Source organism: Bacillus sp. NPDC094077 (genome assembly GCF_050279465.1).
Taxonomy (GTDB): Bacteria; Bacillota; Bacilli; order Bacillales; family Bacillaceae_G; genus Bacillus_A.
On sequence record NZ_JBNNUF010000018.1, the window covers coordinates 1 to 21,304 of the forward strand.

A 21,304-nucleotide genomic window follows, 5' to 3' on the forward strand; every position below is an offset into this window, starting at 1 on the left:
CTCTCTATTATAAATTAAAAAGGCGAGGTATTCGACGATTGAATCGTCGAATACCTCGCTAAGTGGAATCAGATGGAGTTTTTCAGTGCCCTCGTGCAACACCGAACTCATGCCTTTTTATTTATATCTTTTTTTTATTGTAAATATGATGAATACCAAAAGCAGCTAAAAAGATCATAGGTAGTGTAGCCGAATAATGATACCTCGGTGCTACTTCTACTATCATTTGTGCCATTGTTAGCCCAATCGTGTATAAGCAAATAATGAAAAGTGAAGATTTATTTTTATTTTTCATAGCTACTAACGCCCCGAACAGTGAAGTAGCTAGTAAAAAGTAATAGAAAACATTAGAAATTATAGTATATCTTACTTTATGATCCATAATTGGATCTGCATATTTAACAGCTTGATCATCATTCCCTAAAAAGATAATAAATTTATCATACATTAGTTTCCCGAAATCTATATCATCGTTTTTTATTCTCTTTTTCGCTTCTTCAAGCATTTGCTTTTGAACGTCCTGAGCACTCCATCCTGGTTGACCACTATAATGATATAGTAATTCTGAATCTCCTGGATTCCATGTCCCTGAAGATCCCTTATTAAATCCTACATGAATATTGTATCCCGGCACTGTTGCTATCTCTTCACCTAAACGTAATGTTATATAATGATTTATCGCCGAAGACATCATTAAGTATCCAATAATGATAACCCCTACATATGCCACCTTATTAATAAGTACCTTCTTATTCCCTATATGCTTTGTATCTATAATAAACATCCATATTGCTAGGGCTATAATTGGCACTGCTGCAATTGGTCTTGCCATATTTATTAATACAAGTAATGCAGCTAATAGAATTGAATACATAAGAACCTTTGCAATCGTTATATTTTCAAGTTTATCATAAACAATTATCATAATTGCCCAAGCTAATAACAGTATTGTACAATACAACGGTTCTGAAAGTGCAAACATGTTATACATCGTTTGTGATGGCAAGAGAATCCATAAAACACTTGCTGTTATCGCTGTTCTCACTCCACCAATTCTTCTAGCTATAAAATATATTAATCCCATCGATATTGTAGTTAAAATAACATTAATAATTGGCGGAACCATAAAGTTTGCTCCAAATATTTTTAGGAAGATACTTAAGAATGAAGCATAACCAAAAATATGTGGAAATAATGCAACATATCTATCATGAATAACAAAGTTGTCACCTAATGCTTTTGCCGTATTAAAAAAGGCTTCATAATCACCAATTGGATGAATCTTATATGTAAGAATCCACGCCGTTTTCACTGCTACACAAATAATTAAAAGTGCAACAAAGCACATTTTTTCATTTAGCCTTTCAAGATATAGCGATCCACTTCTAAGTATAAAGTTTCCAATTGTACATAAAAATAAAAATCCAACTAGTATCATTACATAATTATATTTTTGAGTATCTGAAAAATAATCAAAAATTAATATTGCAGCGAAAAAACTATAAATGCCGTATACAGCACGTGTTGATAAGGTTGAAAAACCTTCGGAAAAACGTTTCAAAAAAACTCACTCCTTACAGTATTTATACGAAAAAAAACATTATATTTTCTAAAAATATAATGCTATAGTGTCTATTCACATTATCCTATACTTTAAAATTATTGACACAAATTCAAAAATATATATGAAGTACACTACATGCTACTATACATTAATATTACCACTATTTCCATATTTGATTTCTGATTACTTATTGTATAAATTTCAAATTAAAACCCTTTAATTATTGAAAAATTCATTCTAAATCCTAAAATAACATTCGCTCAAAACATATAACATCTTAGTATAAACTATGCTATAATTGATAGTTGTTATGTAGGAATAACCTTTCTACATTTCCTGTTTTATTTATATATTTTATAAAGTTGAGGATACTATTATGGAGAAACTCTTAAAGTTCGGTTTAGTAGGAATCTTTAATACACTCATTACAATTATTAGCTTTTGGATATTGTTAAAGTTCGGGATGAACTATCTTGTTGCGAATACCATTGCCTATTTAATTGGTGTTGCCAATAGCTACTATTGGAATAAAAATTGGGTGTTTAAACCTAATAATAAAAGCACGTCAATGTTCTTTAAATTTCTAACTGTAAATTTAATTGTATTGGCTTTTAATACATTAAGTTTGTTTATATTGGTAGATAAACTTACCTTTAATGCATCTATTGCACAAATCTTCGCAATTGGCGTCGGAATGGTTATAAATTTTGTTCTTAATAAAATTTGGACATTCAACCAAACTGAAGAGGCTACTAATTAAACTTAAACAACTTATTAAAACTACGGAGGATACAACATGCAAAAATTAATTTCGGTTGTAGTTCCTATGTACTTCGAGGAAGAAGTAGCACAGGAATGTTATAACCGTTTAAAGTCCGTTATGCTTCAAAATGATATTAATTACGAGTTTGTCTTTGTAAACGACGGTAGCACAGACCGTACAATGGAAATCTTATCTGAGATTGCAGCAAATGATTACCGTACAAAAATTGTTAATTTTGCACGCAACTTTGGACACCAAGTAGCTGTTACAGCTGGTATTGCTGCTGCAAAAGGTGACGCTATTGTAATTATAGATGCAGACTTACAAGACCCACCAGAAGTTATTCCTGAACTTATTGCAAAATGGGAAGAAGGATATGAAGTTGTTTATGCAAAACGTAAACAACGTAAAGGTGAAACTTGGTTTAAACTCCTAACAGCTAAATATTTCTATAAATTCTTAAACTATATGTCTGATATCGATATCCCAAAAGATACTGGTGATTTCCGAATCATCGATCGCAAAGTAGCTGATGTTTTCAATCAAATGACAGAGAGAAATCGCTTCATTCGTGGTATGATGTCTTGGGTTGGTTTCCGCCAAACATATGTTGAATATGAACGTGATGAGCGCTTTGCTGGCGAAACAAAATATCCATTAAAGAAAATGATTAAATTTGCATCAGATGGCATTATTGCATTTTCTACAAAACCGTTACGCATCGTTATGTCTTTAGGCTTATTATCAGTTCTCATTTCCATCATTGTCTTTCTATATACAATTACTGTGAAAATCATCGGTAATGGTACTCAAACAGGTTGGGCATCCATTATGGTTGCTATTACATTCTTTAGCGGTATTCAGTTACTTGGTCTCGGAATCGTTGGTCAGTATATCGCTCGTATTTATGACGAAAGTAAAAACCGTCCGATTTATATCGTGAAAGAAACAATCAATATGGAACAAGAAGAAGCTGCACAGAAAAAAGAAAAAGTGAATGCATAATAAAAAAGGTAACAATGAAAACTATCATTGTTACCTTTTTATATTGTAATACCCCATAATCCGCAAGCGGAATTCTTTTAAATTTGGATATACCTCTAAATTAGACAACATCCCCTGAATGACCGGAATCCTTGGATTTGGCAATCTCATTTCTGCTTCCAAAACATCTAGCGTAACAAGCAATTCATCATCTTCTAATTGATCAGCTAATGTACGTTTAAACACAATGATTTCTTTCAAAAAATGCTCTTTCACCTGTTCCTTAATAAGCTCTGATTTACAAAGAAACTCTCCAAGCCTTTCTTCATGTAAAACAGGTTCTTCCAAAGATTCTATGAGCCCATCTACTAAATGATCTACCCTGTTTAAAATAAAAGTCGATACATAGGACAAATCAATTTCCGGTGCTTGTAAAATAATTAATTCTAAATATCTACGGCATATCCCTTCCACCATAATCACTAAATCTAATAAATATGGAATGACTTTTTCACCATAAATAGACAATAAACTATCCCGATAAAATGCGTGAGATTCTAGTTTCATCCGCATCATAAATTCTTCCACTTCTTTATTAAATGGAATCGCATTTTCCCTTGCATGCATAATAATAAATTCCTTATGTTTCTGTATATCAGTAAACTGACAATATAATTGTTTTGCAAATTTTTCACGTGGTAATAATGATTCTTTATCGATATCCATCATTTTCTTTTGAATTTTGTCATAGTAATATCGAAGTGTCGCTAATAACAACTCATCTTTCGATTTGAAATATAAGTAAAAAGCCCCTTTTGATATACCGCAGGCCGTGACGATTTCTTGTACTGATGTTGCATTTACACCCTTGGTCGCAAATAACTTCATAGCCATCTCTATAATTAAGCGCTCTTTTTCTTTCATATCTTCTCTCCTAAATTTAATCTCGCATCTTATAATAAATATATCTCGCTATTTACGGACAGTAAATTCCCCAACGATTAAAGTTTCACTTTATTATACCATCCCTTTTCATTGACGACTGACCGACCAGTCAGTTATATTATGTATTAGACTGACCAGTTGGTCAATATAATAAAAAGGGAGCACAAACATGAACAAAATCATTAATTTCTCGTTAAAAAATAAGTTCGCAGTTTGGCTACTAACCATTATTGTTACCATTGCAGGGATTTATTCTGGGCTCAATATGAAGCTGGAAACAATTCCTGATATTACAACACCGATTGTAACAGTAACTACGGTTTATCCTGGTGCTACACCAGAAGAAGTAGCTGACAAAATTTCAAAACCGATGGAAGAGCAACTGCAAAATTTAAGCGGTGTAAACGTTGTTAGTTCATCATCTTTTCAAAACGCATCTTCTATTCAGGTAGAATACGATTTTGATAAAAATATGGAAAAAGCTGAAACTGAAATTAAAGAAGCTCTAGCAAATGTGAAACTTCCTGAAGGTGTAAAAGATCCGAAAGTTTCTCGAGTAAACTTCAATGCTTTTCCAGTTATTTCATTAAGTGTGGCGAGTAAAAATGAATCTTTAGCTACCTTAACTGAAAATGTAGAGAAAAATGTTATTCCAGGATTAAAAGGACTTGATGGGGTCGCATCTGTTCAAATTTCGGGTCAACAAGTAGATGAGGTACAACTTGTCTTCAAGAAAGATAAGATGAAAGAATTAGGACTAAGTGAAGATACAGTAAAAAATATAATTAAAGGTTCGGACGTATCTTTACCACTTGGCTTATATACATTTAAAGACACGGAAAAGTCAGTTGTTGTAGATGGTAATATTACAACAATTAAAGCGTTAAAAGAATTAAAAATTCCAGCTATCCCTTCATCACCAAACGGTCAAGGTAGTCAAAACGCTGGCGCTGGTGCACAAACTCCGCAAATGAATCCAGCTGCTATGAATGGAATTCCAACCGTTACATTGGAAGAAATTGCTGATATTAAAGAAGTTGGGAAAGCAGACTCTATTTCTCGAACAAATGGGAAAGAAGCAATTGGAATTCAAATTGTGAAAGCTGCTGATGCAAACACAGTTGATGTTGTAAATGCAGTCAAAGATAAAGTAAAAGACCTTGAGAAAAAATATAAAGACTTAGAGATCATTTCAACATTCGACCAAGGTGCACCGATTGAGAAATCAGTTGAAACAATGCTTAGCAAAGCAATTTTCGGGGCTATCTTTGCGATTGTTATTATTATGTTGTTCCTACGAAATATCCGAACAACGTTAATCTCTGTCGTTTCTATACCACTTTCTTTATTAATTGCTGTTTTAGTCATAAAGCAAATGGATATTACGCTTAACATTATGACACTTGGAGCAATGACAGTCGCTATCGGACGCGTTGTCGATGACTCCATTGTTGTTATTGAAAATATTTACCGACGTATGTCGTTATCAGAAGAGAAACTACGCGGGAAAGATTTAATTCGTGAAGCTACGAAAGAAATGTTTATCCCGATCATGTCTTCTACCATTGTAACAATTGCTGTATTCTTACCACTTGGACTTGTAAAAGGTATGATTGGTGAAATGTTCTTACCATTCGCCTTAACGATTGTCTTTGCTTTATTAGCATCATTACTAGTGGCAATTACAATCGTACCAATGCTAGCTCACTCCTTATTTAAGAAAGAGAGCATGAGAGAAAAAGAAGTACATCATGAAGAAAAACCAAGTAAATTAGCAAACGGCTATAAACGTATACTTGAATGGGCTTTAAACCATAAAATCATTACATCAAGTATCGCTGTCCTTTTATTAGTTGGTAGTCTTGCACTTGTACCAGCTATCGGTGTAAGTTTCTTACCATCTGAAGAAGAAAAAATGATTATCACAACATACAATCCTGAACCAGGTCAAACGTTAGAAGACGTTGAAAAAATTGCTACGAAAGCTGAAAAGCATTTCCAAGATAACAAAAATGTCAAAACAATTCAGTTCTCATTAGGGGGAGAAAACCCAATGAGCCCTGGTAAAACAAATCAAGCGATGTTCTTCGTTCAATACGATAACGACACGAAAAACTTTGAAAAAGAAAAAGAACAAGTCGTGAAAGACCTACAGAAAATGTCTGGAAAAGGCGAATGGAAAAGCCAAGACTTCGGAACAAGTGGCGGTAGTAATGAAATTAAACTATACGTTTACGGAGATAGCTCGGAAGACATTAAGCCTGTCGTAAAAGACATTCAAAATATCATGAAGAAAAATAAAGACTTAAAAGACGTAGACTCTAGTATTGCAAAAACATATGCAGAGTACACTTTAGTCGCAGATCAGGAAAAATTAAGCAAAATGGGGCTAACGGCCGCTCAAATTGGAATGGGACTTTCTAATCAACATGATCGCCCTGTTCTCACAACAATTAAAAAAGACGGTAAAGATATCAATGTATATGTAGAAGCTGAAAAACAAAATTATGAAACAATCGATGACTTAACAAATCGTAAAATTACAACACCACTTGGTAATGAGGTAGCTGTGAAAGATGTTATGACTGTAAAAGAAGGTGAAACATCAAATACAGTAACACACCGAGATGGCCGTGTTTATGCGGAAGTTAGTGCAAAATTAAAATCTGATGATGTTTCAAAAGCATCAGCTGCCGTTCAAAAAGAAGTAGATAAAATGGATCTTCCTTCTGGTGTAGATGTTTCTATGGGCGGTGTTACAAAAGATATTCAAGAATCATTCAAGCAACTTGGCTTAGCGATGTTAGCTGCGATTGCCATTGTATACTTCGTTCTTGTCGTTACATTTGGCGGTGCCCTTGCACCATTCGCAATTTTATTCTCGCTACCATTCACAATTATTGGGGCTCTTGTTGCCTTATTAATCTCTGGCGAAACATTAAGTGTATCTGCAATGATTGGTGCGCTTATGTTAATCGGTATCGTTGTAACAAACGCAATCGTGCTTATCGACCGCGTTATTCATAAAGAAAATGAAGGTGTATCAACACGTGAAGCTTTATTAGAAGCTGGTGCAACACGACTACGTCCTATTTTAATGACTGCAATTGCAACAATTGGGGCTCTTATCCCGCTTGCATTGGGATTTGAAGGTAGCGGCTTAATTTCTAAAGGGCTTGGTGTAACCGTAATTGGTGGATTAACGAGTTCAACGTTATTAACACTTCTTATTGTTCCAATCGTTTATGAAGCATTAAGCAAATTTAAAAAGAAAAAAGCAAAATAACCAAAAAATAACCTCGCTAACTGCGAGGTTATTTTTTATCTCCAAACAAGATTAGGAAATCACCATATCCTTCTTTCTCTAACTCCCCTTTTGGGATAAATCGAAGAGCTGCTGAATTTATACAATAACGAAGGCCATTTGGCCCTGGTCCATCAGGAAATACATGTCCAAGGTGTGAATCTCCTTCTTTACTTCTCACTTCTGTACGGGTCATATTATGACTAACATCCATCTTTTCTTTCACACTTGCTGACATAACCGGTTTCGTGAAACTCGGCCATCCACATCCACTATCAAATTTATCTAAAGAAGTAAATAACGGTTCACCTGAAACGATGTCTACATAAAGACCTTCCTCTTTATGATTCCAGTATTCATTTTGAAAAGGTGGTTCAGTTCCATTTTCCTGTGTTACATAAAACTGCATCTCGTTTAGCTTTTCTTTTAAATGGGCGTTATCCTTCGGCCAATGTTGTTTAATAAAAGCATCACGCCCTGAGCCTTTACGATATAACTCATAGCGGAATGTATTTTTCTTATGATATCCTTGATGATATTCTTCAGCTGGATAGAACGTAGCAGCTGGCAATATTTTTGTCGCAATTGGCTTGAAAAAGCGCCCGCTCTTCGCAAGTTCTTCTTTTGAAGCCTCTGCCTTTTTATGTTGTTCTTCATTATGATAAAAAATCACCGTTTCATAAGACTGTCCACGGTCGTGAAATTGCCCGCCGACGTCAGTTGGATCAATTTGTCTCCAATATATATGAAGCAACTCTTCATACGGCATTTTGTTTGTATCAAATGTAATTTGTACCGCTTCATAATGTCCAGTTGTTTCTGAACAAACTTCTTTATAGGTTGGATTCTCTTTATGGCCACCCGTATAGCCAGAAACAACCTTTATAATCCCTTCCATCTCTTCAAATGGCGAAACCATACACCAGAAGCACCCTCCAGCAAATGTAGCCAATTCTATCTTTTCATTTACAGCCATTATTTCACCCCTATTCTATATTCTCCTTACAGTATGGCATAAGAAACATAATGTTATAAAAGAAAAAGCACCGAACATCGATGCTTTTTCTTTACTTCACTTTATCCCGCATTAACGGGCAGTAAAACTCTCACCTCAAAATTTAGCTAGGGCAAAGAAGTTAGGTGGGAGATGACCCCCCCCACTAATTATAGTTTCACTTTATTTTTTTCCAACTTCCTTCTCCATTTCATCACTTGTTACATCTAAAACGTCTAATAAGAAAATGAAGATTGGAATACCAATGATAAGTCCCCATACACCTAAGAAGTGCTCTGAGAAAATTAATACCATAAACGTATAGAAAATTGGTAAATTTGTTTTTTGCGACATAAACTTCGGATTCAATACGTAACTTTCAAGTGCATGAATAACTGTTACGATAATTAAAATATAAACAACGTACATAATACCGCCGATGTTGTAAGCAATCATACAAAGCGGAAATAGCGAAATGATAACCCCAGCTACTGGAATTAAACCAAGTAAGAAGATCATTAACGCTAAACCTAATAATTGTGGAAATCCTAATATCCATAATGCAATAACAGATAAAACACAGTTAACAACTGCAATTAAAAATTGTGCTTCAATTACTTTTCCAAATGAACGTGCAAATTTCTTTCCGAAGTACTCAATTTCAGTATAGAAAATTGCAAGCCTGCTTTCTTTAAACTTTGCAGTAAAAGCAAAGATACGAGCTTTTTCCAATAAGAAAAATAAACTTAAAATTAAAGAAAGTAAAACTTGAAGGCCAAATTTCCCAACATTCGTAATAGATTTATACAAAATGTCTACGCCTTGTCCTACATATTTCGAAAGTTCCATATGATTGACAGCATTAACTACATACTTAATTAATTCACTATCCGGTGGGTTTCTCAAAAATACGTTAAATTGATAAATCAATTGTGAAATTTGTATCGTTAATACTGGTAAATATTTAAATAGCGTAATTGCAATTCCACCAATTAACATTACATATAGAAATGCTATAATAATTTTTCGATTAATGGGCATAAAATGATCTAATTTGCGAGAAATAAACTTCTGGAATCGATCCATTAAATACGTAAGAATAAACGTAATTAATATTAAATTCAACATACTTTGCAACCCATATAACACGAGAGCAAGTATTACTAATACGAGTAACCTCTGAAATCCTTTGCTTTGAAACAGGTTTTTTATTTGCATAATCGACGAGTACTCTCTCCTGTCCTATAAAGTAAAACGTTAATAAGTAGATTTTTCTCTATTTTCTACCTATAATTCATCCAATTCATATGAAGATAAGCTATCATATGATTTCTCAAACCATATAGTAGCTTACTTCTTATTTTACAATACAATGACCTAATTCAAAACGTATTCTACATAGTATTAATGAAGATTTAAGGAAACTTGTATTTTACTAAATTAGGTCTTACCATTACTGTAACATAAAAAGCAAGCTATCAGTAGAAATCTGTTCTACAAATAGCTTGCTTTTCTTATTTTTTAAGTAAGTTTTACTATCCAATGAATGGCATGAACATCGGTATGACAACTACTGTTACAACGCCCACTACTGTTACAGCAATACTTGCCATCGCTGCTTCTACTTCACCCATTTCAATTCCTACTGCAACTCCTAATGCATGACCTGCTGTTCCAAGTGCTAGACCTTTTGCAATTGGATGTTTCACTCTAAATGTTTTTAAGAATAACGCTCCTAATGCGTAAACGATAACTGCGTTAAAAATAACTGCAAACGATGTAATTGCTGGAATACCGCCAATACTTTCAGAGATTGGTAATGCAATTGCTGTTGTTGCTGCCTGTGGTAACATCGAATTCATTACTGCTGTATCTAGACCAATTGCCTTTGCAACAATAAACACAACAATTACTGAACAAATAGATCCAACCACGATAGCCGATAAAATTTGCCACCAATATTTTTTTAACTTATCAACCTGTTTATATAATGGAATTGCAAACGCGATTGTGGCTGGTTCTAAGAAGAAACTAATCATTTTTCCACCAGTATTATATTCTTCAAAAGTAAAGTTACCTACTTTTAGAAAGACAATCCCTAATACCATAGCTACAAATAACGGTGTAAATAGGAAGAATCCTTTTGAATGCTTGAATAATAATGTTCCGATTCCGTATGCGATTAGTGAAACGACGATTCCGAAATATGGAGTCATTGTGCTTGCCATTTTCATTACCCCCTAACAATATATACGCTAAAATGGTTACGCAACTTTTCCGTGCTTGCGTCCTTTATTTACTACTTTCAATCCTTTTGTATCTTTTGTTTCTTTGTCATCTTTTCCTAAAATGAATTGTGCAAATAATCCTGTTACAGCGAGTAAAATAACTGTTGCGACAACAATTACAGTTAGTATCTGTACAAAATATTGTCCCATTACACCAAGAGAATTAATAACTGAAATACCTGATGGGACAAAAAGGAATCCGATAATACCTGTTAAAGCTGTTCCGAGTGATTCAACTTGCTCTAATTTAATAACTTTTAAGCATAATAGACTAAATAAAATGACTAATCCGATTACCGATGAAGGCATCGGAATTGGTAAATGTGTTGCAATAATATTAGAAATTAACATAATGGCTGAGAATATGAATGCTTGTGATAAGAAACTATATACTTTTTTCGTACTCATTTTGGCCACCTCTTTCGATTTGGTACCTTTATTGTATAAGATGTAAACGCTTTAGTAAGCGTTTACATAACAGAACGTCAAATATGCAGAATCGGTTGCAAAAATAAGAGGATGAAATACAAAAGCTGCTTCTTAAATACGAAGCAGCTTTTTAAGTTCTTTTGCATATGTACGACTAACAGGGACTTTAGACCCTTCTTTCATAATTAAATTATAAGTAGAATTGAACCACGGCTGTACTTCTGTAATATGATTAATATTTGCAATAAAACTACGATGAACACGCATAAAACTTGCTGGTGGTAACTTCTTTTCCAACATTACAAGTGTATCGTGTGTTACATATGTTTCTCTCATTGTTTTTACTGTTACTTTCCCATCTACCAGTCCTACATATATAATATCTTCAATATTTATAAGTACGATTGATTCCTCAATTGGCAATGCTAATTTATGCATCTCTGCCGTTACATCTCCACCCTTTACTTCTTGCTTCGTTTCTATTTTCGCTTGTTTTTGTTTTTTATATTTCTTCAATGTCTGTACAATGCGTTCTTCATCGAATGGTTTTAAAATGTAATCTAGCGCATCTACTTCAAATGCTTGCAATGCATATTGATCATAAGCAGTTGCAAATACAATCGCAGGGGGATTTTTCATCTTTTTTAATATATTTGCGATTTCAAATCCATTATCATCAGATAATTGAATATCTAGAAATACAATATCTGGTCTATTGTTCATTAGTTCTTCTAATGCGTCTTCCACACAATCCGCCTCACCAATTATCTCGACTTCTTTCGTTCTTTCTAATAGATACTTCAGTTCATCACGTGCTAACATCTCATCATCAACTACTAATATTTTTAACAACCCGCTCTTCCTCCCCTACTTTTTTTGGAATTATGAAGGTAACCCCCGTCCCCTTGTTTAATTCACTTTCAATGTGAAGCATCGTCTCTTTCCCAAATAAACCGATTAGGCGTTCATTAATATTATATAAAGCTGTTCCAGTCCCTTTCTTTGACGAAACTACCATTTTTCCTAATTGTTCTAGACGTTCTTTCTCAATTCCTTGTCCGTTGTCTTTCACTTCAAAATGCACCATTCCTTCTCGTTCAAACACATGCACTTCCACTTGGCATACTGGTTGCTTCTTCGGAAAGGCATGTCGTAATGCATTTTCAACCAATAGTTGAAGAACAAACGGCGGGACTAAAGTCGTCTTTAACTCTTCCTCAATGTACATCTTTACTTCATACTTATTTGGAAATCTCGCCTGTTCTAATGATAAGTATGCATGTACATGGTTTAATTCTTGTTCTAGTGGAATCAATAGCTGACGTGCTCCTTGCAAATTACAACGGAAATAAACGCTAAGCTGTAATAATAACTTCCTTGCTTTTTCTACATCTGTTCGACATAAGGCTGACACTGTATTAATTGCATTAAATAGAAAATGTGGATTAATCTGTGCTTGTAGTGCCTTTATTTCTGCATCCTGTAACAACTTACTTTGTAACTCTGCTTCACCTAATTCAAGCTGCGTAGAGAATATTTTTGCTAACCCTTCTGCTAACTCTTCTTCCACACGGCTTAATTGATTAGGATTTTTGAAATATAACTTTAATGTCCCTATCGTATTTCCATGTGACGTTAGTGGAATAACAATAGCCGCTTGCAAAGGACAACCTTCATGTTGGCAATTAATAACCTCACGTGATTTTGCTTTCATTATTTTCCCTGTATGTAAAACTTCTTTCGATAAACCAGTTATTAAGCTATGTGAAGGAATATGGTGATCAGATGCTAATCCAACGTGCGCTAATATTTTCTCTGTATCTGTTAAAGATACCGCATCTGTTCCTGTAAAATGGTGAATAATTTGTGCCACATGCTTACAGGATTCCTCTGTTAAACCTTGTCGAAAATAAGGTAGCGTTTTATCAGCAATGCGTAATACTTTATGAGTCTGCAGTGCTTTTGCATTCTCTTCCTGTCGCAAAATAGCTTGTATCATAGAAAGTAAAATAAAACTTCCAAAACTATTTACAAGGATCATCGGTATCGCAATTGTTTTCACAACGCTAACACCATTTTCTATAATTAATAAAATCATAAGCATCTCTAAAGATACGATAAAAATACTCAAAACTGCTGAAAATTTAGGAGTAATCGTACGATTATATTTTTTAAAAATGTATCCGATGTAACCCGTTATAATCCCCGCTAAAATAGAAGAGATGGCGCAGCTTAACGCTGTCGTACCACCGAGCATAAAACGGTGAACACCAGCGATAATCCCTACTCCAATCCCAACGATAGGCCCACCAAGCAACCCACTAATTCCAACCCCCATAATACGTGTATTCGCAATTGTACTTGATGAAGAAACGCCTTGTAGCCAATTTTCATTCATAATCGTATTTCCTGCAATTTCAATCCCCGTGTAATTGCTTACAATTGTAAATACTGAAAAAATACAAATAAGCTTAAACTTATCTACATATCCGTCCTGCCTATGAAGAAGGCGCCTGAACGTCTTAATATGAGAGAGTAAAAATCCTAAAATAACAATAAGTCCGACACGTTCAATCATCATAAGTACTAAATTTAGCATCTGTGATTCATTCCTTTTTAGTTCGTTAGTTTTATTATGGGAAAATAATGAAGTGGCCGTCAAGAAGAATACAATAGTTTTTGAAATATTTCACACGTAAAATTCTCTTCCTTATTTGACAATGCGATAGAAGAGTACTAAAAATAAAGTAATATAATACAGTCCTTTAACCCAACCCCGTGAGGTTGAGAAGGAAGTCGGAATATAATATACGTATATTCTTTTTTGGGGATACGTATGCTTTTCTGGCCTTCTCATCATATCAGGTGAGAAGGCCTTTTGTTATTCTTCCATAGCGACTGTAGAAGAAAATAAGGAGGAGTAATAATGAACATCACTACTGATGTACAATCAACAACAGAGGAGACGAAAGAGAAAAGATATAAAACCTTGTTTGGTTCTGCACTAGGATACGCCGCAGAAGGTTTAGATATGTTGCTCTTATCGTTCGTACTCGTCTATATTTTAAAAGAGTTCCATCTAAGCCCTGTTGAAGGTGGAAACTTAACATTAGCTACTACAATCGGGATGCTACTGGGTTCTTATTTATTTGGATTTATTGCTGATTTATTTGGCCGTATTCGTACAATGTCCTTCACAATCTTACTATTTTCACTAGCAACAGCACTCATTTATTTCGCAACAGACTACTGGCAATTATTAATTCTTCGCTTTTTAGTTGGAATGGGAGTTGGTGGTGAATTCGGAATTGGAATGGCCATCGTAACTGAAACGTGGTCAAAAGAAATGCGTGCTAAGGCAACATCGGTTGTTGCACTTGGTTGGCAATTCGGCGTTCTCGTTGCTTCACTCCTTCCAGCATTTATTGTTCCACATTTTGGCTGGAGAGCGGTTTTCTTATTTGGACTAATTCCCGCTTTATTAGCTGTTTATGTCCGCAAAAGTTTAAGTGAACCAAAAATATGGGAACAAAAACAACGCTACAAAAAGGAATTGTTACAAAAGGAAGCTGAAGATAATTTAACGACTACTGAAGCAGAACAACTAAAACATATGAAAAAGTTCCCACTTCGAAAGTTGTTTGCAAATAAAAAAATAACAATCACAACAATTGGTCTTATTATTATGTCATTTATCCAGAACTTCGGATATTACGGAATTTTTACATGGATGCCAACTATTTTAGCGAATAAATATAACTATACATTAGCAAAAGCAAGCGGTTGGATGTTCATTTCTACTATTGGTATGCTAATTGGAATTGCAATCTTCGGTATTCTAGCCGATAAAATTGGTCGTCGTAAAACTTTTGCAATCTATTATATCGGTGGTACTATATACTGTCTCATTTACTTCTTCTTGTTCACAGATTCAACATTATTACTATGGGGAAGCGCATTGCTTGGATTTTTTGCCAATGGAATGATGGGGGGATTTGGGGCAATTTTAGCGGAAAACTATCCTGCTGAAGCTCGCTCTACGGCAGAAAACTTCATTTTCGGTACAGGACGTGGATTAGCTGGATTTGGCCCTGTTATTATTGGATTACTCGCCGCAGGTGGTAACTTAATGGGGGCACTATCTCTCATCTTCATTATCTATCCAATCGGTTTAGCTACAATGCTATTATGTGTTCCAGAAACAAAAGGAAAAGTACTTGAATAAGAAAAAAGCATTGGACCACTACGGTTCAATGCTTTTCTTTATTTATGGAAGAAATTCGGTGTAAGAATATCATTTGGATAAGGTTTATGATAAATATGAGTGGTAGCTGGCGATAACGGTGGAATGAGCCATACCCAGTTCCCTGTTACAACCCGTCCACAAGCAGCTTCCTGCTTCTCAAACTGTTGAAATTGTTGTGCAGCAGTATGGTGATCTACAATACTAACTCCTTGTTTTTTAAAGGAATGTAAAACAGCCACATTTAATTCGACTAATGCTTTATCTTTCCATAACGTACCGTTTCTCGATGTATCTAAATTCATCATTTCTGCAACTGCTGGGAGTAAATTATAACGATCTTGATCCGCTAAGTTGCGAGCCCCAATCTCCGTTCCCATATACCATCCATTGAACGGGGCGGCAGTATAAGAAATGCCACCAATCTCTAAGCGCATATCTGAAATCATCGGTACCCCATACCATTTCACTCCTAAAGATGAAATTGGGTACTCTGGATGTTCAATTGGTACCTCTTTCACTTCTTTTTTAGGGATTTCTTTATATACAGGCTCTTTTCCATCAATAGAAAATACAAGTGGTAATACATCAAAATGTGTACCTTCCCCTTGCCAGCCAAGCTCCTGACATAAATCAGTAAATGCAGCAGAGTTGGAGTCACCGATCATTCCCATTTCCGTTTTATATCCTGCATATCGAATTAATTGATGATTATAAATCCGAATATTATCCTTTTCACCTTTATATTGCTTAAAAATCGTAATTGTCGGTTTAACTTTTCCTTCATTCGTTGCATATTTAATATGATGAATTAATGCATTATATACACCTGCCTCATCATTTACTTCACGTGCATCCAATATGTGCATTTTATTCCAAAATAATCTTCCGATACATCTATTACTATTACGCCATGCCATTCTTGATCCATGAACAAGTTCTTCAAATGTATGCTCATATGTTCCTGTCTTCTCTATCTCAAATTGAATTTCTTTTATACGCTCTTCTATTAATTGCTCTTTATTAAGCTCTTTATAGCAAATGGTAATAAAATTACTTGCTTCCTCTATTAATTGTTTCGTTTTACTCATAAACAATCTCCTTCTATCTCAACAAGACACTACTACTTTACAGTATAAGCAAAAAGGATAATTGTCACAAACGAAAATGAAAGTGTTACTTTTATTGTAATATTTTTCAGAAAATTAACGAACTTACTATTGACTTCTATGAAAAATAGATGTATTTTTGAGTCAGGTAAATTATTTTTACCTAGACCAACTTTTAAAGAGAAAGGAGGGAATGTTATGTCTTCATTTCAATTGCCAAAGCTTTCATATGACTATGATGAGCTAGAGCCATATATTGATAGCAATACGCTCTCCATTCATCACGGAAAGCACCATGCGACGTACGTAAACAATTTAAATGCTACTTTAGAAAACTGTACTGAATTACATAATAAATCTTTAGAAGAGTTACTATGTAATTTAGATGAGTTACCAAAAGAAATTGTTACAGCTGTCAGGAATAACGGTGGTGGTCATTATTGTCATAGTCTTTTTTGGGAAGTGATGAGCCCACGAGGTGGCGGCGAGCCTAATGGGGACGTTGCAAAAGTAATTGATTATTATTTCAATACCTTTGACAATTTAAAGGATCAACTGTCTAAGGCAGCTATTAGTCGTTTTGGAAGTGGATATGGGTGGCTTGTTCTTGATGGTGAAGAACTTATTATTATGAGTACACCAAATCAGGATACACCTTTGCAAGAAGGAAAAATTCCATTACTCGTCATTGATGTATGGGAACATGCCTATTATTTAAAGTATCAAAATCGGCGCCCAGAATTTGTTACCAACTGGTGGCATACAGTAAATTGGGACCGGGTAAACGAGAAGTATTTACAAGCAATTCAATCACAAAAACATTAGTCGTGCGTATAAGGTAAATTTGGTAATGTAAAATCAGTATTGTCGAAATCCTCCAGAATCCCCCGGATTGCCACCGGGGGATTTATGATTACTTCATTGTATTTATGTAATGACATAAAACTTTTTCCGTTTCTTGTTTCAACTCTCGGAATGGAAATCCTAATTCACGGGCCTTTCCATTATGTAACGTACAATTTGTCACCTCATTATAAGGAGCTATATTGTCTCCTTCTTCTTGAATAAGCGCTTTTATCCCTGTGTTTTCTTCTATGAAACGAATAACTTCTACGGTAGAAACTACCCCGTTACTACAAGCATTAATTGGCCCTTCTATGTTTTCCATCCCGCACCAAGCTAAAAACTCTCCTGCTTCTTTTTCATGTATAAATGACAATTCTCCATCTATATGCTCCACAACGATAGCCTCTTGTTTCGCAATATGTTCAACGTAAAAATATAATCTTTTTGTATAATCATTTTCTCCAATAACAACCGGAAAACGCACTGCAACGACTGGGAATGTTGCATGTTGAAATAACACTGCTTCTGCTAATTTCTTTCCCTCACTATAAGTGAAATCTTTCCTATCTCCGTACGTAATTGCATATTCATATGGAGTAAAGTTCTCTTCTAACAAGCCTAGTGCCGGCTCGTAGACAGCCATTGAAGATGTCATAATGTATTTTTTCACCCTACCATGTAATACTTTACATATGATTTCCGCAGCATTTGGGCTATAGCATAAATTATCGTATACAATATCATAACTTTTACCTTCTAGACGCTCTTCTAGTAACTTCTCGTCTTCCCTATCTACGATAAGCCTTTTTACTGCACTTCCAAAAGAATCCTCAGTAAATCCCCTCGTTGCAATCGTTACCTCCTGCCCATCTTGCAAAAGCGATTCTACTAAATGTTTACCAAAAAATCTTGTTCCCCCTAGCACTAACACTTTTTTCAACTTCATCATCCCCGTTTTTATAAATTGTAAAATACTACCTCTATTATTATAAACGCTAAAATAAAAAAACATGGGATCAGTTTAACGATTCCATGTTTTCCTACATACGATACACTAACGTACTCGGTATTTAAAGATACAATAACAGAAATATAAAATAGAAATTACCGATACATAAACCCATAGTTCATATACTATTCCGTCCCCCCATACTCCCATAAAATAAAAGAGTGATGGCAATGTCAACGTTACCCATGATTGTACAAAGGCAATTCTACCAAGGTATTGATTAACATTCTTTTTTTGCGTATTTAATACAAAGAATAAATACCAAAGTAATGCCCACATAAACCATGTTAACGCATTAACAACATCATGGAATTGAACAAATGAAACAACCATATAGAATAACGCAATAATCGCCACCCATATACAAAACCATCCTAGGCCGCTACTATCCATGCCCTTAATAAAAGTAACTCCTACATATAAATATGTTAATCCAAATAAAAAAGTAGCTGCATATGAGTACACTGTCCAGTTACTTTGATCAGAAATCATAATCAAATAGAATGGAATGATAATTTGTAATGCACCCACAAATAAATTAAACACACCTGCACTTTTCATCTCTGCTTTGCCTAATATAACAAGGCTATTTAAAAATAAAGCTGCACCTGAAAGTAATAATCCTACATAACCCATATATATTCGTGTGAAAATCTTTGCCTTTCACACCTTTAACCTCCCCACACTATAAAGTGATACCTATATTATTTTTTTTCCTATTTAAAACTACATACATAATTTTCATCTGAATAAGTCAGACTTCCTACCTTAAAAAAGAACAAGATTAAAACGCTTCCAATAATAAATAATCCTATCAAAACACGAAATAGGATTCCTTGATTATAAACGGACTCTAACAATGATACAAGTGTTGGAATACTTTTCAATACAATGTTTTTAATTTCTGTAAAAAATTAGTAGAATTATGTATTTTCCCCATCTCATTCTATCAATTATCTGCATAGAATATCTTACACTCATATTAATTTAGAAAGGTTTGATATTTATGCCTCTTCATTATCCAAGTCATTCTGTTTTTCACTCCACAGGTGTATTAACAAGAGAGCCTGCAACTGTTTCGGCAGTAGTAAATATTGTAAATTTAAATGCATATTACGCACACTATGTAACTATAGAGGTTTGGGATTGGTCTAACTATTCTAATCCTGTAAAATTACCTGTACTAATTGGTGAAAACACAGATGTAGCATTCCCATATCTTTTACAAGGCAACCACTTAGCAGTTTTTTATGCTAATTTAGATGACTCTATTGATTTGTATGAAATTCGTATTTCTTATCCTAGCCACTCCAATATTATTGCAAATTGTTTCGGACGAAGCCTCTCTCCATCCGCAAGTCAAGAAGGTAATACAATGTATCATAAACAACTTGTTCGAATTCATTAAGCTATCTTTCCTAAATCACTAATTTATACAAGCCATCAATAGACCAAATTCCTATTGAAATGCTATGGTCAGTAATACTCCATTTCATTTTCTTTTCCTAAACAAAAACTATTACTGACCTTGGGCGCCTTTATTATACATAAGTGCAATAAAAATAAAGTATCCTACAAAGTAATAAGAAGGATACTTTACTAACTATCTTAAATCATCTGATAGCCATTTTTATTATTTACCTGCCATCTCCAAGAATCTACGCACATCTCTTCTAATCCATATTCTGCTTCCCATCCTAATTCCCGCCTCACCTTAGATACATCAGCAAAACATATGGCTACATCACCAGGACGACGCCCTATAATTTTATAAGGTATTTTCTTACCCGAAACCTTCTCAAAAGCTTTAACTATCTCCAATACACTATACCCCTTCCCTGTACCAAGGTTATATGCATCAATCCCTGTAGTCTCAAGTACTTTCTCAAGTGCCTTTACATGTCCTTTTGCAAGGTCAACAACATGAATATAATCCCGGACACCCGTTCCGTCTATTGTCGGATAGTCATTTCCGAATATATTTAATTCCTTTAACTTTCCTACCGCCACTTGTGTTACATATGGCATTAAATTATTCGGAATCCCATTTGGATCTTCTCCAATACGCCCACTTTGATGCGCCCCAAACGGATTGAAATAGCGAAGTAATGCAATGCTCCATTCACTATCGGCTTTTGCTATATCACGCATAATTTGCTCAATCATTAATTTTGTTTGCCCATATGGATTCGTTGCACTTAACGGAAAGTCTTCCGTAATTGGTGACGTTGCTGGAATTCCATATACAGTTGCAGATGAACTAAAAATAAATTTTTTAACATTATGTTTTTGCATTACATCACATAGTATGACTGTACTCATTATATTATTATAATAATATGTAAGCGGTATTGTAATCGATTCCCCAACTGCTTTACAACCTGCAAAATGAATAACTGCCTCAATGTTATTTTCCAAAAAAATCTCATCCATTTTTTCACGATTTAAAACACTTTCTTTATAAAAATCAAATTTTTTCCCTGTTATTTCTTTTACTCGGTTTAAAGATTCGATTGAACTATTTGAAAGATTATCTACGACTATAATTTTATAATTATTATTTAATAATTCTATACACGTATGACTACCAATATATCCTGCTCCACCCGTTATAAGTATCGCCATATATATAAGTCCCCCACTTATCATCAATTATAAAATTTTATAATCACAATACACATTTATCCTATCATATTTTAAGGTGGAAAATTCTAAATATTTTCAATTTTTATTTTTATTCATATAAAAAAGCTACATAACCTTTGAGTTATGTAGCTTTTCAACGTACATATTTGTCTATATCATTTTTTATTACTCAAGAATTTT

The 21,304-nt window shown here is 34.3% G+C and carries 18 protein-coding genes and 1 pseudogene; 6 read left to right on the forward strand and 13 right to left on the reverse strand.

Features of this window, described 5'->3' with window-relative positions; all coding sequences use genetic code 11:
• Positions 1–121 precede the first annotated feature (121 nt).
• On the reverse strand, positions 122–1,561 hold the full coding sequence (locus ACQKNR_RS25530) for a glycosyltransferase family 39 protein (protein WP_427321753.1): 1,440 nt from the start codon (positions 1,559–1,561) through the stop codon (positions 122–124).
• A 379-nt stretch (positions 1,562–1,940) separates the two neighbouring features.
• On the opposite strand from ACQKNR_RS25530, the gene ACQKNR_RS25535 reads away from it, so the two are divergent.
• Positions 1,941–2,324 carry a GtrA family protein gene (locus ACQKNR_RS25535; RefSeq protein WP_427321755.1) on the forward strand — a complete coding sequence of 128 codons (384 nt, stop codon included), beginning with the start codon at positions 1,941–1,943 and terminating at the stop codon, positions 2,322–2,324.
• 36 nt (positions 2,325–2,360) lie between these two features.
• On the forward strand, positions 2,361–3,332 hold the full coding sequence (locus ACQKNR_RS25540; RefSeq protein ID WP_427321757.1) for a glycosyltransferase family 2 protein: 972 nt from the start codon (positions 2,361–2,363) through the stop codon (positions 3,330–3,332).
• Between the two features lie 30 nt (positions 3,333–3,362).
• Here the strand turns inward: ACQKNR_RS25540 and ACQKNR_RS25545 are convergent, their stop codons facing one another.
• Entirely contained in the window at positions 3,363–4,235 is an 873-nt protein-coding gene (locus ACQKNR_RS25545) for a TetR/AcrR family transcriptional regulator (RefSeq protein ID WP_427321759.1), read from the reverse strand.
• A 190-nt stretch (positions 4,236–4,425) separates the two neighbouring features.
• Between ACQKNR_RS25545 and ACQKNR_RS25550 the strand changes: the two genes are divergently transcribed.
• Entirely contained in the window at positions 4,426–7,542 is a 3,117-nt protein-coding gene (locus tag ACQKNR_RS25550; RefSeq protein ID WP_427321761.1) for an efflux RND transporter permease subunit, read from the forward strand.
• 28 nt (positions 7,543–7,570) lie between these two features.
• Here ACQKNR_RS25550 and msrB read toward each other — a convergent pair whose 3' ends face one another.
• The 7 genes and pseudogenes from msrB to lytS form a co-directional block, all read right to left on the reverse strand.
• Complete coding sequence (gene msrB / locus ACQKNR_RS25555) at positions 7,571–8,023, reverse strand: peptide-methionine (R)-S-oxide reductase MsrB (protein WP_427321851.1); 453 nt, start codon at positions 8,021–8,023, stop codon at positions 7,571–7,573.
• 45 nt (positions 8,024–8,068) lie between these two features.
• A pseudogene (gene msrA, locus ACQKNR_RS25560) lies at positions 8,069–8,536 on the reverse strand (peptide-methionine (S)-S-oxide reductase MsrA); the annotation flags it as partial.
• Positions 8,537–8,737: 201 nt separating this feature from the next.
• Positions 8,738–9,772 (reverse strand): AI-2E family transporter, encoded by a 1,035-nt coding sequence (locus tag ACQKNR_RS25565; protein WP_427321763.1) that lies wholly within the window; start codon positions 9,770–9,772, stop codon positions 8,738–8,740.
• A gap of 317 nt (positions 9,773–10,089) precedes the next feature.
• Positions 10,090–10,782, reverse strand: a complete 693-nt coding sequence (gene lrgB / locus ACQKNR_RS25570) for an antiholin-like protein LrgB (protein WP_000168869.1) — start codon at positions 10,780–10,782, stop codon at positions 10,090–10,092.
• A 36-nt stretch (positions 10,783–10,818) separates the two neighbouring features.
• Positions 10,819–11,250 carry an antiholin-like murein hydrolase modulator LrgA gene (lrgA, locus tag ACQKNR_RS25575; RefSeq protein WP_427321765.1) on the reverse strand — a complete coding sequence of 144 codons (432 nt, stop codon included), beginning with the start codon at positions 11,248–11,250 and terminating at the stop codon, positions 10,819–10,821.
• A 132-nt stretch (positions 11,251–11,382) separates the two neighbouring features.
• Positions 11,383–12,123: a LytR/AlgR family response regulator transcription factor gene (locus ACQKNR_RS25580; protein ID WP_427321767.1), complete on the reverse strand. Its 741-nt coding sequence runs from the start codon at positions 12,121–12,123 to the stop codon at positions 11,383–11,385.
• A complete protein-coding gene (gene lytS / locus ACQKNR_RS25585; protein ID WP_427321769.1) occupies positions 12,101–13,870 on the reverse strand; it encodes a two-component system sensor histidine kinase LytS in 1,770 nt (589 codons plus the stop codon). The genes ACQKNR_RS25580 and lytS overlap by 23 nt, the downstream gene beginning before the upstream one ends.
• A gap of 327 nt (positions 13,871–14,197) precedes the next feature.
• Between lytS and ACQKNR_RS25590 the strand changes: the two genes are divergently transcribed.
• Positions 14,198–15,496: an MFS transporter gene (locus ACQKNR_RS25590; RefSeq protein ID WP_427321771.1), complete on the forward strand. Its 1,299-nt coding sequence runs from the start codon at positions 14,198–14,200 to the stop codon at positions 15,494–15,496.
• A 38-nt stretch (positions 15,497–15,534) separates the two neighbouring features.
• Here the strand turns inward: ACQKNR_RS25590 and ACQKNR_RS25595 are convergent, their stop codons facing one another.
• On the reverse strand, positions 15,535–16,605 hold the full coding sequence (locus ACQKNR_RS25595; protein WP_427321773.1) for a nitric oxide synthase oxygenase: 1,071 nt from the start codon (positions 16,603–16,605) through the stop codon (positions 15,535–15,537).
• Positions 16,606–16,821: 216 nt separating this feature from the next.
• Between ACQKNR_RS25595 and sodA the strand changes: the two genes are divergently transcribed.
• Positions 16,822–17,448 (forward strand): superoxide dismutase [Mn], encoded by a 627-nt coding sequence (gene sodA, locus ACQKNR_RS25600; protein WP_427321775.1) that lies wholly within the window; start codon positions 16,822–16,824, stop codon positions 17,446–17,448.
• Positions 17,449–17,536: 88 nt separating this feature from the next.
• Here sodA and ACQKNR_RS25605 read toward each other — a convergent pair whose 3' ends face one another.
• Positions 17,537–18,481 (reverse strand): NAD-dependent epimerase/dehydratase family protein, encoded by a 945-nt coding sequence (locus ACQKNR_RS25605; protein WP_427321777.1) that lies wholly within the window; start codon positions 18,479–18,481, stop codon positions 17,537–17,539.
• Positions 18,482–18,523: 42 nt separating this feature from the next.
• Positions 18,524–19,114, reverse strand: coding sequence for an AmiS/UreI family transporter (locus ACQKNR_RS25610; protein ID WP_427321779.1), 591 nt, complete (start codon positions 19,112–19,114; stop codon positions 18,524–18,526).
• Between the two features lie 370 nt (positions 19,115–19,484).
• Between ACQKNR_RS25610 and ACQKNR_RS25615 the strand changes: the two genes are divergently transcribed.
• The gene (locus ACQKNR_RS25615; protein ID WP_427321781.1) at positions 19,485–19,886 is read left to right on the forward strand and encodes a hypothetical protein; all 402 of its coding nucleotides are present in this window, start codon (positions 19,485–19,487) and stop codon (positions 19,884–19,886) included.
• A 200-nt stretch (positions 19,887–20,086) separates the two neighbouring features.
• On the opposite strand, the gene galE is transcribed toward ACQKNR_RS25615, so the two are convergent.
• Positions 20,087–21,103, reverse strand: coding sequence for a UDP-glucose 4-epimerase GalE (gene galE, locus ACQKNR_RS25620; protein ID WP_427321783.1), 1,017 nt, complete (start codon positions 21,101–21,103; stop codon positions 20,087–20,089).
• Positions 21,104–21,304 lie beyond the last annotated feature (201 nt).

Coding starts and splice junctions, on each gene's coding strand:
- ACQKNR_RS25595 (WP_427321773.1), bottom strand. CDS start 16,605: ATGAGTAAAACGAAACAATTAATAGAGGAAGCAAGTAATTTTATTACC.
- sodA (WP_427321775.1), top strand. CDS start 16,822: ATGTCTTCATTTCAATTGCCAAAGCTTTCATATGACTATGATGAGCTA.
- ACQKNR_RS25535 (WP_427321755.1), top strand. CDS start 1,941: ATGGAGAAACTCTTAAAGTTCGGTTTAGTAGGAATCTTTAATACACTC.
- ACQKNR_RS25605 (WP_427321777.1), bottom strand. CDS start 18,481: ATGTTTTTTTATTTTAGCGTTTATAATAATAGAGGTAGTATTTTACAA.
- ACQKNR_RS25550 (WP_427321761.1), top strand. CDS start 4,426: ATGAACAAAATCATTAATTTCTCGTTAAAAAATAAGTTCGCAGTTTGG.
- ACQKNR_RS25545 (WP_427321759.1), bottom strand. CDS start 4,235: ATGAAAGAAAAAGAGCGCTTAATTATAGAGATGGCTATGAAGTTATTT.
- ACQKNR_RS25615 (WP_427321781.1), top strand. CDS start 19,485: ATGCCTCTTCATTATCCAAGTCATTCTGTTTTTCACTCCACAGGTGTA.
- ACQKNR_RS25590 (WP_427321771.1), top strand. CDS start 14,198: ATGAACATCACTACTGATGTACAATCAACAACAGAGGAGACGAAAGAG.
- lytS (WP_427321769.1), bottom strand. CDS start 13,870: ATGCTAAATTTAGTACTTATGATGATTGAACGTGTCGGACTTATTGTT.
- ACQKNR_RS25565 (WP_427321763.1), bottom strand. CDS start 9,772: ATGCAAATAAAAAACCTGTTTCAAAGCAAAGGATTTCAGAGGTTACTC.
- ACQKNR_RS25610 (WP_427321779.1), bottom strand. CDS start 19,114: ATGGGTTATGTAGGATTATTACTTTCAGGTGCAGCTTTATTTTTAAAT.
- ACQKNR_RS25540 (WP_427321757.1), top strand. CDS start 2,361: ATGCAAAAATTAATTTCGGTTGTAGTTCCTATGTACTTCGAGGAAGAA.
- lrgA (WP_427321765.1), bottom strand. CDS start 11,250: ATGAGTACGAAAAAAGTATATAGTTTCTTATCACAAGCATTCATATTC.
- galE (WP_427321783.1), bottom strand. CDS start 21,103: ATGGCGATACTTATAACGGGTGGAGCAGGATATATTGGTAGTCATACG.
- lrgB (WP_000168869.1), bottom strand. CDS start 10,782: ATGGCAAGCACAATGACTCCATATTTCGGAATCGTCGTTTCACTAATC.